Annotated in this window: 10 protein-coding genes; 5 read left to right on the top strand and 5 right to left on the bottom strand. The window is 70.1% G+C overall.

The features are described 5' to 3' along the window. The first annotated feature begins 6 nt into the window (after positions 1-6). From ACFU8V_RS07190 to ACFU8V_RS07205, 4 genes are read left to right on the top strand one after another with little or no spacing between them, the layout of a single operon-like run. Positions 7-1,020 carry an ABC transporter permease gene (locus ACFU8V_RS07190; protein WP_378870076.1) on the top strand — a complete coding sequence of 338 codons (1,014 nt, stop codon included), beginning with the start codon at positions 7-9 and terminating at the stop codon, positions 1,018-1,020. After that, on the top strand, positions 1,020-2,957 hold the full coding sequence (locus ACFU8V_RS07195) for a dipeptide/oligopeptide/nickel ABC transporter permease/ATP-binding protein (protein WP_378870079.1): 1,938 nt from the start codon (positions 1,020-1,022) through the stop codon (positions 2,955-2,957). The genes ACFU8V_RS07190 and ACFU8V_RS07195 overlap by 1 nt, the downstream gene beginning before the upstream one ends. Next, positions 2,957-3,760 (top strand): ABC transporter ATP-binding protein, encoded by an 804-nt coding sequence (locus ACFU8V_RS07200; RefSeq protein ID WP_378870082.1) that lies wholly within the window; start codon positions 2,957-2,959, stop codon positions 3,758-3,760. Before ACFU8V_RS07195 ends, ACFU8V_RS07200 begins: the two co-directional genes overlap by 1 nt. After that, the gene (locus tag ACFU8V_RS07205) at positions 3,760-4,965 is read left to right on the top strand and encodes a M20 family metallopeptidase (RefSeq protein ID WP_378870085.1); all 1,206 of its coding nucleotides are present in this window, start codon (positions 3,760-3,762) and stop codon (positions 4,963-4,965) included. The genes ACFU8V_RS07200 and ACFU8V_RS07205 overlap by 1 nt, the downstream gene beginning before the upstream one ends. A 58-nt stretch (positions 4,966-5,023) precedes the next feature. Here ACFU8V_RS07205 and ACFU8V_RS07210 read toward each other — a convergent pair whose 3' ends face one another. The 3 genes from ACFU8V_RS07210 to ACFU8V_RS07220 are packed head-to-tail and all read right to left on the bottom strand — an operon-like array spanning position 5,024 to position 9,370. Beyond that, positions 5,024-6,415: a hypothetical protein gene (locus ACFU8V_RS07210; protein ID WP_378870088.1), complete on the bottom strand. Its 1,392-nt coding sequence runs from the start codon at positions 6,413-6,415 to the stop codon at positions 5,024-5,026. Continuing rightward, on the bottom strand, positions 6,415-7,881 hold the full coding sequence (locus ACFU8V_RS07215; protein WP_378870091.1) for a S10 family peptidase: 1,467 nt from the start codon (positions 7,879-7,881) through the stop codon (positions 6,415-6,417). Before ACFU8V_RS07215 ends, ACFU8V_RS07210 begins: the two co-directional genes overlap by 1 nt. Before the next feature lie 46 nt (positions 7,882-7,927). After that, positions 7,928-9,370, bottom strand: a complete 1,443-nt coding sequence (locus ACFU8V_RS07220) for an XRE family transcriptional regulator (protein WP_025103893.1) — start codon at positions 9,368-9,370, stop codon at positions 7,928-7,930. A 109-nt stretch (positions 9,371-9,479) separates the two neighbouring features. Between ACFU8V_RS07220 and ACFU8V_RS07225 the strand changes: the two genes are divergently transcribed. Beyond that, a complete protein-coding gene (locus ACFU8V_RS07225; protein WP_025103894.1) occupies positions 9,480-11,342 on the top strand; it encodes a phosphoenolpyruvate carboxykinase (GTP) in 1,863 nt (620 codons plus the stop codon). 244 nt (positions 11,343-11,586) lie between these two features. Here ACFU8V_RS07225 and ACFU8V_RS07230 read toward each other — a convergent pair whose 3' ends face one another. After that, positions 11,587-13,473, bottom strand: a complete 1,887-nt coding sequence (locus tag ACFU8V_RS07230; protein ID WP_126894496.1) for an ABC transporter ATP-binding protein — start codon at positions 13,471-13,473, stop codon at positions 11,587-11,589. Positions 13,474-13,549: 76 nt separating this feature from the next. Further along, entirely contained in the window at positions 13,550-13,756 is a 207-nt protein-coding gene (locus tag ACFU8V_RS07235; RefSeq protein WP_025103896.1) for a hypothetical protein, read from the bottom strand. Between the last annotated feature and the right edge of the window lies 1 nt (position 13,757).

The raw sequence follows: 13,757 nt of genomic DNA on the forward strand, positions 1-13,757 counted from the left end.
AGCCGCATGCTGGATCACGCGTCCGCCAGGACGGACACCGTGGCGGTGTTTCTTCGGAAGCGCCGCCACGGCAACCCCTGGCTGAGATTCCTCCTCCGCCGCGCGCTGCGCATGCTGGTGGCGATGTTCGTGATCATCGCGGTCGCGTTCTTCGTGCTCAGGGCATCCGGCGGCGACCCCGTGCGCGCCGCACTCGGCGCGACGGCCGACGAGGCCGTGGTCCAGGCCCGGCGCGATCAGCTGGGTCTCAACGACCCGCTGATCGTGCAGTTCTGGAACTATCTCACCGGCATCCTCCAGGGTGATCTGGGCTCGTCCCTCATCACTGGACGGTCGGTGTCGGAGCTCGTGCAGAAACGGCTCCCGGCCACCCTGGAGCTCGCCGGCATCTCGTTCGTGATCGTGCTGCTGGTGGCCGTGCCGGTGGGCCTCGGCATCGCGATCCTCACGCAGGGCAACCGACGCCGCGGCGTTGAGGTGACGTTCACCGGCATCACCGGCGTGATCGCCGCGATCCCGGAGTACCTCCTGGGCGTGGCACTCGTCGTGATCTTCGCGGTGGGGCTGCACTGGTTCCCCGTGGCCGGACGCTCGGGCCCCGCGTCGTACGTGCTGCCCGTGCTGGCCATGACGGTCGCCTCGTGGGCGTCGCTGTCGCGCATCGCCCGCGTCGAGGCGCTGAATACCCTGTCCGACGACTACGTGCGCACGGCCCGTTCCAAGCGCATCCCCGCATCGTGGGTGTACTTCCGCCACGCGCTGCCCAACATGCTCACCGCCACGCTGACGATCGGCGGCACGCTGCTGTCGACCATGGTCGCCTCCAGCGTGCTCGTGGAGAAGGTGTTCAACTGGCCGGGTCTCGGCTCGGCTTTCGTCGACGCCATCGCCACGAAGGACTACGGCATCGTGCAGGGCCTCGCGCTCGTGTACGCGGCCATCATCCTCGTCATCACCCTCGCGGTCGACATCGTGCTGTCGCTCCTCGACCGGCGCACCACCCTCCTGGAGACGACCTGATGCGCTCGATCCTCACCTTCCTGCGCAACCCGCTCGGCGCGATCAGCGCCTTCATGGTGCTCGTGCTGGTGTTCCTCGCGCTGTTCGCCCCGGAGATCTGGGGTACGCAGGCGAACCAGACCGACACGTCGGCGTTGCTGCAGGGACCCAGCGCCGCGCACCCGCTCGGCACCGACGGCCTTGGGCGCGACCTCCTGCTCCGCACGCTCGTCGCCGCACGGCTGTCGCTGGGGATGGCGCTGATCGCCACCGTCATCGGCCTCGTGTTCGGTCTGCTGCTCGGTGCCCTCCCGTCGGTGCTCGGGCCGCGGGTGCAGCGCCTCTTCAGCTCCGTCATCAGCACATGGCTGGCGTTCCCGGTGCTGCTGGTGGCAATGCTGACCGTGATCTTGCTCGGTCCGAGCTCGTCCTCTGCCGTGATCGCGCTCGGCCTCACGATGGTGCCGTCCTTCGCCCGCCTCGCGCAGACGCTGTCCTCGCGCGTCGGAGGGTCGGAGTACCTGGCGGCGGCCCGCATGATGGGCGTCTCGCGCGGGCGGCAGTTCACCCGCTACGTTCTGCCGAACATCGCCGAGCCCATCATCGTCAACGTGACGCTGTCGATCGGCGGCGGCCTGCTCGCCCTATCGAGCCTCAGCTTCCTCGGCGTCGGCGTGCAGCCACCGGATTACGACTGGGGGCGCATGCTCAGCGAGGCATTCGACCAGGTCTACACCAACCCGACCGCCGTCGTGGGTCCCGGTGTCGCGGTCGTGTTCGCGGGCGTCGCGTTCGGCACGCTGGGCGAGTCGCTCGCCGCGCACCTGCGCAGCCACGGCAAGGGGAGCGTGCTCTCCCGCCGCAAGCTCGGCGCGCCTCCGCGCGTCGAAGCCCGCGAGCGCGCGGCCGAAGACGACGCCCTGCTCGTGGTCGACGGTCTTTCGGTCTCGTTCCCGTCACCGACCGGATGGGTGCGTCCCGTGCAGGACGTGTCGTTCTCGGTCGCACCAGGGGAGATCGTGGGAGTGGTCGGCGAGTCCGGCAGCGGAAAATCCGTCGCGCTGATGGCGGTCGCGCAGCTGTCGGCCGCGGGTGCCGCCGTCACTGCGCAGGAACTGCGCTTCGACGGAGACGCCGTGCTCGAGCTGCCGCCCGCGGTCATGAAGAAGCGGCTCGGCACGAAGATCGGTGTCGTCTTCCAAGACTCCCTCACGGCCCTCAACCCCGCGCTCCGCGTCGGCACGCAGCTCGCTGAGATCCCGCGCTTCCACGCCAAAGACTCGCGAGGCGGTGCGCACGACAAGGCCGTCGCGGCACTCACGGACGTCGCGATCGACGAACCCGAACGCCGCGCACGGCAGTTCCCGCACGAGTACTCGGGTGGAATGCGCCAGCGCGCCCTCATCGCGATGTCGCAGATCGGCAAGCCGCGACTCATCATCGCCGACGAGCCGACCACGGCACTCGACGTCACCGTCCAGCAGCGCGTGCTCGCCCTTCTCCGCCGCGAGTGCGAGGAGACCGGGGCGGCAGCGATCGTGGTGTCGCACGACATCGCCGTGCTCGCCGAGTTGTGCCAGCGCATCCTGGTGATGTACGCGGGCCGGATCGTGGAGGACGTCGATGTGCGTCTGCTCGCCACACCCGAGAAGCTGGCGCACCCGTACACGCGCGCGCTCGCCGAGTCGTTGCCCGATCTGGACACCGACCGCACCCAGCCTCTCGCGACGATCCCGGGTGAACCGCCGGATCTCTCGCTGCGGCTCGTGGGCTGCGGGTTCGCGCCGCGCTGCCCGTTCGCGACAGAGCAGTGCCGCATGGTCACTCCGGAGCCGGTTGCCCATGGTCACGGCGGCCGAGTGGCGTGCTGGCATCCGCAGGACGGCATGCCGATCGAAGGCATCCTCGGGGAGCCGGTCGTGCTCACCGGATCGCAGACGACGCAGGAGGTGCGCTGATGGCAGAGCTCGTCGTCGACGATCTGGTGGTGACCTTCGGGCACGGTGACTCGTCGTTCAACGCCGTGGACGGCGTGTCGCTCACGGTGCCGCACGGCAGCATCGTCGGGCTGGTGGGGGAGTCCGGCTCAGGCAAGTCCACCATCGCGCGTGTGATCGCCGGCCTCCAGCCCGCCACGGCTGGACGTCTGCTGCTCGACGGCGAAGAGCTGCGTCCGGCGACCGGGCGGCGCCGACTCGCCCGCGCGCGCGATGTGCAGATGATCTTCCAGGACCCGTACTCGTCGCTGAACCCGCGCATGACCATCGGCGCCACTCTCGACGAGGCCCTCGCGCTGCACGGCAGCGGTGGCGCGAAGGCGCGCGCCGAAAGCGTGAAAGAGCTGCTGCGGCTCGTGCGCCTGAAACCGGGCACGGTCGATCAGTATCCGTCTCAGCTGTCCGGCGGCATGCGGCAGCGCGTCGCGATCGCGCGCTGTCTCGCGGTGAAGCCACGACTCATCATCGCCGACGAGATCACCTCGGCGCTGGACGCCTCGGTGCAAGGCGCGGTGTTGAATCTCGTGCGCGACCTGCAGCGCGAGCTGGAGCTGTCGGTGCTGTTCATCACGCACAACCTCGCCGCTGTGCGCTACATCGCCGACACGACGGCCGTGATGCGCAAGGGCCGGATCGTCGAGCACGGCGGCGCCGACGAGATCGTCTCGAACCCTCAGCATGCCTACACGCAGGCGCTCGTGGCTGCGATCCCGCGCATCCAGAACGCCGGCACCGACCACCTCCTGCACACGATCGGATCCTGATGACCCTGCTCGACGCCCGGACCGATCTGCTCGATGATGCGCGCGCCCTGCTTCCCGGGCTGGTCGACCTGCGTCGTGCGATCCACGCCGACCCTGAGCTCGGGCTCGAGCTGCCGCGCACGCAGCGGCGCATCCTCGACGCGCTGGAGCCGCTGGGTGCGGAGGTTACCCTCGGCGCCGGCCTGAGCTCGATCGCGGCCGTGATCCGCGGCACCCATTCCGGCCCGACCGTGTTGCTGCGCGCCGACATGGACGCGTTGCCACTCGCAGAGGACACCGGCCTCGACTATGCCGCGACGGGAGAGCGGATGCACGCGTGCGGCCACGACCTGCACGTGGCAGGGCTCGTCGGTGCCGCGCAGCTGCTTGCGGCGCGCAGGCACGAGCTGCACGGCGACGTGCTGCTGATGTTCCAGCCCGGCGAGGAGCTCGGCGACGGCGCCACCCGGATGCTCGCCGAGGGGCTCCTCGATGCGACCGGCTCCCGACCGGTCGCGGCGTTCGGCATCCACGTGGTTCCCGGCGAGTTCGGAGTGTTCTCCACCCGGCCGGGCCCCCTGATGGCAGGCGCGATCGAGGTGGAGATCACGGTCACCGGCGCGGGGGGACACGCCTCGGCGCCGCATCTGACGCGTGACCCCATCCCGGTCGCCGCCGAGCTTGTCACGGCGCTGCAGTCGTTCGTCACGCGACGCTTCGACGTGTTCGACCCCGTGGTGCTCAGCGTGACGCAGCTGCATGCGGGAGGGCCCGCGCGCAACATCATCTCAGACACCGCGACGCTCGTCGCGTCCGTCCGCGTGCTCTCGCACGAGAACAGCGCCCGCGTGCAGTCCGAGATCCCCGCGCTCGCGCGGCAGATCGCCGACGCACACGGCTGCACCGCCGAGGTCGACATGACGGTGCTGTGCGCGCCGACCGTGAACGACGCGAAGGCCGTCGAGCACGTGCGCACGACTCTCGTGGCGCTCTTCGGCGAGGAGAGGGTCTGGGAGACCGCGCACCCTGTGATGGGCTCGGAGGACTTCTCCTACGTGCTCGAGCAGGTGCCCGGCGCCTTCCTGTTCCTGCGGGCGACACCCGTCGGGATGGACCTCGAGACCGCGTCGCCGAACCATTCGCCCACGGTCGTGTTCGACGACACGGTGCTGGCGGATCAGGCGGCGGCTCTCGCGGCCTTCGCCCTCGGTCGTCTCGCCGCCTGAGCCTCGCCGGACGCAGGCCGAGGCACGGCATTCTGGATCGGTGCGCCGGGCCGAGCTCTCAGCCCGTCAGGAACGCTCGCAGGTCGGCGTTCAGCTGCGCTGAGACCTCGGGGTCGCTGTACATCATGTGCCCGGCGCGGTACGCGTGGGAGCGGGTGCGCGCGCGCGGCAGGTCGAAGTGCCGCAGCAGATGGTCGGCCGCGCCGACGGTCGTCAGGGCGTCGTAGACCCCTGTGCCGATGAACAGCCGCGCCTGTGCGTTCTGCTTCATCCACCGCGACAGCCGTGCCGGGTACGGGTAGGTATGGAACGGCGATGGCCGCCCGTAGGTCGGGAACGCGGCGCCGCCCTGTTCCTGCCAGTCCCAGTCGCGGCCGGCGTCGGGGTCGACGAACCGGTAGAGTTCCTCCGGGGCGTCGCCGAACGCCTCGCGCAGCAGACGGGCGAGTCCGGTGACATAGCGCGGCGACAGAGCCACGTCGGCGGGGTCGGCGTCGAGTTCACCGAGCCGGCGGTCCGCCGCGGGTGCACGGTAGCGGCTGTCGGTGACACCGAGCACTTCGCCGGGTAGCAGCCGCGCGCGGAAGTCGCTCTTGCCGATCCACAACCGGTCGCGCATGAGTTCGTCCGCCGGGATCCCGATCATGGCGGACAGTCGCGCGGCGACCGCGGCGCGTTCGGCGGTGGGCAGCTCATCGCCCTGCAGCATGGCTGCGGCCAAGTCACCGCGTGCGAAGTCCAGGGCCGCCGCGATGGCGTCTTCGACCGATGGGTGCTCGCGCGATCCGACGCCGTGGTACCAGGCGACGGCGGCCTTGAAGGGGAGGTTGGCGAGTGCGCCCACGATGTTCCCTGGACGGTCCTGCGTCTCCTGGATGTTCACTGCCTGCCCCAGCAGCGCGATGCCGCTGAGCGGCGCGGTGTCCATGCCGTGCGGGTTCGTCGCGAGGAACGCCGCCCGCAACGTCCCGTAGCTCTCGCCGAGGAAGAACGTCGGGGCGTCCCAACGACCGTGTCTGTCACGCCAGTCGCCGATGGCGGCGGCGACCGCGTCCGCATCGCCCTCCACGGTGCGGAAGGCGGAGCGGTCGGCACCTTCGGCGAAGACGCCGAAGCCGGTTCCCGGGGCATCGAGGAACACGAGGTCGGCGGCATCGAGGATCGTCGACCGACTCTCCTGGATGCCGTAGGGCGGCAGGCCGTCGTCGCCGGGACCGACCGGGATCCGCGCACGCCAGGGGCCGATGCCGCTCAGGTGCAGGTACATCGATGAGACGCCGGGGCCGCCGTTGGTGAGGAAGAGCACGGGGCGACCCGGCGCGTCGACCGTGTAGCTGAACGCCGACAGCGTGCCCTGAGCCGTGCCGCCTGAGCGACGCAGCGGCAGCTCTTCGAGACGTACCGTGTAGTCGAGGTCTCCGATGCGGCCCGTGGCCTCCCTGCTCGGCATCAGCGCGCGGTCGCGTCGCGGTAGAACGCGTCGAGATCTTCCTTCATCCGCACGACCGCCGCCTCGTCGACGAACGTCATGTGACCGGACTCGTAGAACGCGAAGCGGATGTTCTCGCGCAGCGACGGCGCCAGGTACAGGTGGGCCACGTCGACCTCGGGACCGAAGAACGGTGTCGCGAGGTCGTAGTAGCCGCCCATCACGAAGACCTGCAGGTTGGGGTTGCGGCGCACAGCGGCGGAGAGGTCGAGCGAGACATCGGGCACGAGCTGTGGCGCATCGACGCCCGGTGCCTTGTGCTTCCAGTCCCAGGCGCGTGAGATCGGCATGTTGTGCAGGTGCCGGTAGTGTAGGTCGCTCGTGTAGCCAATGTCGTCGACCAGGTGCATGCGGTATGTCGACAGATGTGCGCTGTTGACGCCGGCGGTGGCGGCGTCGTCGGTCGCGGGGTCGTGCGATCCTCCACCCACCACGTACTGGTGGTCTGCCGTGAACCGGGTGTCGAAGCGGCCGATGACACGGCCCTCGTCGGCGAGCAACGCGTAGCGGTACTGCTCCATGCCGACGCGGAAGTGGTTCTTCTTCAGCATGTCGACATCGAGTCCGACGAGCGCGCTCATGCGCTCGGCGATCGCGTCCTCCTCCTCGACGGGCAGCAGGTCTCCGCGCAGCAGGGCGATGGCGAACGGGCCCTGAGCGAACTCACGCGCCTCGGCGAGGAAGGGCTCGAGCGCGGTGTGCGCCGTGCGGGCCTTGCCGTGGTACCAGGCGGTCGCCGCGAAGGAGGGGAGCAGGTTGATGTACTCGCGCGGGCCTCCGAGGTTGCTCTCGCCCCAGTTGAGCACGGTGGACAGCAGCACGACGCCGTTGAAGTCGAGCCCCTGGTTTTGCAGGCGATGCACCAGGGAGGCGGCGCGCGTGGTGCCGTACGACTCGCCGAACAGGAAGCGCGGCGCGTTCCAGTTGTTGGTGATCGTGAGCCAGCGGGTGATGGCCTTGGCGAAGGCGTCGACGTCCTGGTCGACGCCCCACACCTGCGCGGGAGTCGTGTCGCCGATCAGCCGCGAGTACCCGGTGCCGGGTGCGTCGATGAAGACGAGGTCCGAAGCCGTGAGCAGGGTGTGCGGGTTGTCGCCGGAGAGGTAGGGGGCCGGCGGCGTGGCCTTCGGCGTGTTCGTCGGTGTGCGCTTCGGGCCGAAGCCGCCGATGTTGAGCCACAGGCTGGCCGATCCGGGGCCGCCGTTGAACAGGAAGGTGACCGGCCGCGGGGGAGCATCCTCGGCGCGGTCCGCGACGTACGACGTGTAGAAGACGCTGGCGAGCGGGCGGTGTTCATCGTCGCGCACGATGACCGTGCCTGCGCCCGCCGTGTAGTCGAGGGTCTGTCCGCCGGCGGTGACGCGGTGGCGTCGAGAGGTGAAGGTCTCAGCGTCGGCGGTGTCTGCGGCAGGGGTCTGCTCGGTCACGGGGCTCCCTCGAGGATCAGCAAAGAGTGAATTGAATATAGCTTAATCACTCACTCGCGTGGCGACCGAGGAAGTTGTAGACCTCGTTGTCGTCCACGCCGGGGAACATGCCGCGGGGGAGCGGCGAAAACATGTGGGTGTGCACGCGGGCGCTCGGCCAGGCCCGGCCCTTCCAGCGCTCCGTGAGCTCGGGCGACGGACGACGGCAGCATGCCTCGTCGGGGCAGGTCGACACGGCCCTGTCGTTCGTCTCGCGTCCCCGCCACCACCGGGCGTCGTCGAACGGCACGCCGACCGTGACGGAGAACTCGCCCTCGCTCGACGACCCGGTCTGCGTGGAGCACCAGAACGTGCCGGACGGGGTGTCGGTGTACTGGTGGTGCTCGACGGTGCGGTTCTGCTCCGTGAAGGCGGAACGGGCCTGGAACTTCCGGCACACCCGCTGCCCCTCCACGGCCCCCGTCACGTCCATCGGCAGCGGCAGGTCGTCGTTCTCGTAGACGCGCGTGATGGCCCCGGTCGAGTCGACGCGCAGGAAGTGCAGCGACATGCCGAGGTGCTGCGTGAGCAGGTTCGTCATGCGCATGCCGGCGGCCTCGTGCGTCACGCCGAAACCGTCGCGGAAGTCCTCCACCGCGAGGTTGCGGTCCTTCTTCGCCTGCTGCAGGAAGGCCACCGCGGCGGTCTCCGGCATCAGGCAGCATGCGGCGAAGTAGTTGATCTCCAGGCGCTGCTGCAGGAAGTCTGCGTAGTCGGTCGGCGGCGTGTGCCCGAGCAGGCGGTGCGCCATGGCCTGCAGCGCCATGGACCGCAGGCCGTGTCCGCCGGGGATGGACGCCGGGGGCAGGTAGATGCGGCCGTTCTCGAGGTCGGTGACCGAGCGCGTCGAGTGCGGCAGATCGTTGACGTAGATGAGCTCGAAGCCGAGCTTCTCAGCCATGATGCTCACGGTGCGGTGGGTCAGGGCGCCCTGCGAATGGCCGGCCGCCTTGAGCTGCTTCTCCGCGAGCTTCTCGATGTCCGGCAGGTAGTTGTTCTGCGCGCGCATCCGCAGGCGCAGCTCCGTGTTGGCGCGACGGGCCTCCTCCGGGGTCGCGATGGCCTCGCGCTCCCGCCGCTGCAGCTCGCGGTGCAGCCCGAGGATGGACTCGATGGTCTCGTCGCTCATGCCCTTCGTGACGCGGACGGGCGAGACCCCGAGCTGACGGAACACCGGACTCTCCTGCGCCCGCTCCAGCTCGATCTCCAGGGCCGCGCGGCGGTTCGGCGGCTCGCCGGAGATGAGATCGGTCACCTCCGTGCCGGTGGCCTGCGCGATCGCCTGGAGGAGCGACAGCTTGGGCTCGCGCTTGCCGTTCTCGATAAGGCTGAGCTGGGAGCCGGCGACCCCGACGAGGGCTCCGAGCTCGTCGAGCGTGTAGCCCTTCTCCAGGCGGCGGTGCCGGATGCGGTGGCCGAGGGTCGTGAGGTGGATGCCGGAGGACGCCATAGTTTGAGTCTAGCGAAAGAAGTGTGATTCTTATCGTTCGATTTGGCCGAAAGTCCGCACCGAGGGCGAAGAAGATGGAAGCAACGCCCCACACTTCGAAGGAGCAGTCATGGCCATGGCCGAAGTTCTCACCCCTCGCACGTCCCCTGTCGCCCCGACGCGCACGTTCGGCACCGCCCCCTCCTACGACACCCCTGCGATGGCGGAGCTCGCCGCCTGGGTCGAGGAGATCCGCGCGCTCACGCAGCCGGACGCCGTGCACTGGGTGGACGGCTCGCGTGCCGAGAACGACTGGCTGCTGCGCGGACTCGTCGACGAGGGCAAGCTCATCAAGCTGAACCCCGAGTGGCGTCCCGGCTCGTACCTGGCGCGCTCGCACCCCAGCGACGTCGCCCGCACCGAGGCGCGCACCTTCATCGCCTCGGAGCGCGAGGAGGACGCCGGCCCCACCAACAACTGGGCCGACCCCGCCGAGATGCACGCGAAGATGGACGAGATCTTCGAGGGCTCGATGCGCGGCCGCACGATGTACGTCGTGCCGTTCTCGATGGGTCGCGTCGGCGGCCCCCTGTCGCACATCGGCGTGCAGATCACCGACAGCGCCTACGCCGTCGCGTCGATCGGCATCATGACCCGCGTGGGCGACGAGGTCACCCGCCAGATCGCCGAGGGCGCGCCCTGGGTCAAGACCGTGCACTCCGTCGGCGCTCCGCTGGAGGCGGGCGAGCCGGACGTCGAGTGGCCCTGCAATGACGACAAGTACATCGTGCACTTCCCGGAGACGCTCGAGGTCTACTCGTACGGCTCGGGCTACGGCGGCAATGCGATCCTCGCGAAGAAGTGCTTCGCGCTGCGCATCGCGTCGGTGATCGCCCGGGACGAGGGCTGGCTCGCCGAGCACATGCTCCTCATCCGCGTGATCGACCCGCAGGGCAAGGCGTACCACGTGGCCGCCGCGTTCCCGTCGGCGTGTGGCAAGACCAACCTCGCGATGCTGCGTCCGACGATCCCGGGCTGGAAGGTCGAGACCCTCGGCGACGACATCGCCTGGATCCGTCCCGGCGAGGACGGACGACTCTGGGCGATCAACCCGGAGGCCGGCTTCTTCGGCGTCGCGCCCGGCACGGGTGAGTCGACCAACGTCACCGCGGTCGAGACGCTGTGGGGCAACACGATCTTCACCAACGTCGCGCTCCGCCCCGACGGCGACGTGTGGTGGGAGGGGCTGACCGACGAGGCGCCCGCGAACCTCATCGACTGGGAGGGCAACGACTGGACGCCCGACTCCGGTCGTCCCGCGGCGCACCCCAACTCGCGTTTCACGGTGTCGGCGGCCCAGTGCCCGCAGATCTCCGAGGACTGGGAGGAGGCCGTGCCGCTCGATGTCATCCTGTTCGGCGGACGCCGCGCGAGCAACGTACCGCTCGTGGTCGAGGCCACCGACTGGACCCACGGCGTGTTCCTCGGCTCGAACATCTCCTCCGAGCGCACGGCGGCCGCCGAGGGCACGGTCGGCGAGCTGCGCCGCGACCCCTTCGCGATGCTGCCGTTCTGCGGCTACAACATGGCCGACTACTTCGGTCACTGGCTGAAGGTCGGCCGCGGCCTGCGCTTCGACCGTGCACCGCGCATCTTCCAGGTGAACTGGTTCCGTCGCGGAGCGGACGGCCGGTTCCTCTGGCCCGGCTTCGGCGACAACTCCCGCGTCGTCGACTGGATCATCCGCCGCGTGGCCGGTGACGTGCCGGCGGTGGACAGCCCCATCGGACGCCTGCCGCGCGTGGAGGACCTCAACCTCGACGGGCTCGACATCCCCGCGGAAGACCTCGACGAGCTCTTCTCGGTCGACCCCGAGGCGTGGAAGGCCGAGGCCGACCTCACGGAGGAGTTCTACGACACCTTCGGCGACCGCGTTCCGGCGGCGCTGCGCACCGAGCTCGCTTCGCTGCGCTACCGCCTCGCGAAGGCGTAGCCCCCAGACCGGTGCCGGTTCGGGGGAGCCGGCACCCTCGGCCTCCGGGTCGAGACAGACCCGCGAAGGCGGGGCATCAGAGACGAACCCATGGCTGAGTGGTCTCCGACGCCCCGCCTTCGTGGCACCCACTTCCGCCGAGACCCCGGTTTCGCGTCGAGACCCCGCCCCGCACACGTGCGGAAGGCGGGGTCTCGACGGAAACGCGGGGTCTCGGCGGTGGACAGAGGGGGGGAGGGGGGAGTCAGGCGAGGAGCTGGTGGCGGGCGAGGTCGCGGTAGAGCGGGGTCGACTCCACGAGCTCGGCGTGCGTGCCCTGTCCGACGACCACGCCGTCCTGCAGCACCACGATGAGGTCGCTGTCGACGACGGTGGACAGACGGTGCGCGATCACGACGAGCGTGCGGTCGGTGGCGACCGCGTCGATGGCCTCGCGCATGCGCTGCTCGTTCACGCCGTCGAGCGACGAGGTCGACTCGTCCAGCAGGAGGATCGGGGCGTCGGTGAGGAGCGCCCGGGCGATCGCGAGCCGCTGCCGTTCGCCGCCGGAGAGCATCACGCCGTCCTCGCCGACCGGAGCATCGACCCCGAGGGGGTTCCGCTCCAGCACGTCGCCGAGGTTCACGGCGCGGAGCACGCGCTCGCAGTCCGCATCGGTGGCGTCGGGGGAGGCGAGCCGCAGGTTCTCGGCGAGGGTGCCGGCGAGAGTCGGGGCGTCCTGCTCGACGTAGCCGAAGTGGGCGCGGAGCTCGTCGCGCGCGTAGGTGCGGGTGTCGTGTCCCTTCAGACGGATGGAGCCGCCCGTGGGGTCGTAGAAGCGCTCGATGAGGGAGAGGATGGTGCTCTTCCCCGCCCCGCTGGGGCCGACCAATGCCACCCGTGCCCCCCGGGGGACCGCGAAGGACACCCCGCGGAGCACCTCGTGGTCCTGGAGGTCGGCGGCGGCCTCGGCCTGCTCCAGGTGCGCGTCGGCGAGCAGGGTCTGTGCCTCCCTCGCGGCGGCGCGGCGGGCGGCGACGACGTTCTCCGGGTAGCGGAAGCGCACGTCGCGGAACTCCAGGACCGGGGCGTCCGCACCGGGCTCCTCGTCACGGGGGAGGGCGGCGGCGGTGGCCGCGTCGTCCTGGGTCTCGGTGGGCAGGTCGAGCACCTCCTGGATGCGGCCGAGCGCGCCGAGGGCCTGGTTGACGGAGGTGATCGCGCCGAAGGTCGAGGCGAGCGGCATCACCAGCAGGAAGAGGAACATCACGAACGAGATGAGGGCCGCGATCGAGATGGCTCCGGCGGCGACGCGGAAGCCGCCCACGCCGAGCACGACGAGCAGGGAGAGCTGGAGGGCGATGCCGGCGACCGGCACCACGAGCGAGGAGATCTTCGCGATCCGCACGCCGATGCCGTACGCCTCGGAGGCCCGCTCCGTCACCGCCGCGGTCTCCCGCTCGGTCGCGCCGGAGGCTCGGATGGTGCGGATGGAGCCGACGGCCCGCTCGACGCCCGAGGCCAGCTCGCCGACCTTCTCCTGCTGGGCGGTGGACGCCGTGCGGATCCGGCCGCTGAGGGCGACGACGACCACGACGGAGACGCCGATCACCACGACGATGAGCAGCAGCAGCACCGGGTCGATGAGCAGCATCGCGATGAGCGCCCCCGCGAAGAGCACGACGTTGCCGACCGCGTCGGCGAGCCCCTGCGTGAGGACGGCGTAGAGGAGCGTCGTGTCGGTCCCGACGCGCGAGACGAGGTCGCCGGTGCGCCGGGCGTCGAACTCGGACGTCGGCAGGTGCAGGATGCGGGCGATGAGCTTGCGGCGGCTGGAGTACACGACCGCGGTGCCGGTGCGCTGCAGCAGATAGTGCTGGAAGCCGGAGATGATCGACGACACGATCACGAAGCCGACGAGCAGCCACACGAGCACGCCGATCGTGCCGTCGGATTGCACGGCTTCGATGACCTGGCCGACGAGGAGGGGTTGCACGAGCGAGGTCGCGGCGCCGAACACGCTGAGGACGGCGACGACGACGAGGGTGCGCTTGTGCTCGAAGAGGAAGGGGAGGAGCTGGCGGAAGGTGGCGCGGGGCCCGTCGGCCGGTGCGCCCCGTCCGCGTCGGCGTGCTGTCGCCGTGCGGGACATGGGGGACCTCGATCTGGAGATGGTACTTCGACCGTACTCGGGGGACGGTCGTTTCCTATGGGGCGGCTGTATGGGCTCAGGTGCGACCGAAGCGCCGATGTGCCGCCTGCTTGGTGACGCCGAGGGCACTCGCGATCGCCTGCCACGAGTAGCCGCTCGTGCGGGCGCGGCGGACCTGCGCCTCTTCGGCGCGCGCGAGCTCCTTGCGCAGCGCGGCCAGGCGGTGGAGCTCGGCGAGGGGTTCGCCGCCCTCGGCAGCGGCGACGGTGGTCGGTTGAGACATG

The organism is Microbacterium sp. NPDC057658 (genome assembly GCF_042799975.1).
Lineage (GTDB): Bacteria > Actinomycetota > Actinomycetes > Actinomycetales > Microbacteriaceae > Microbacterium.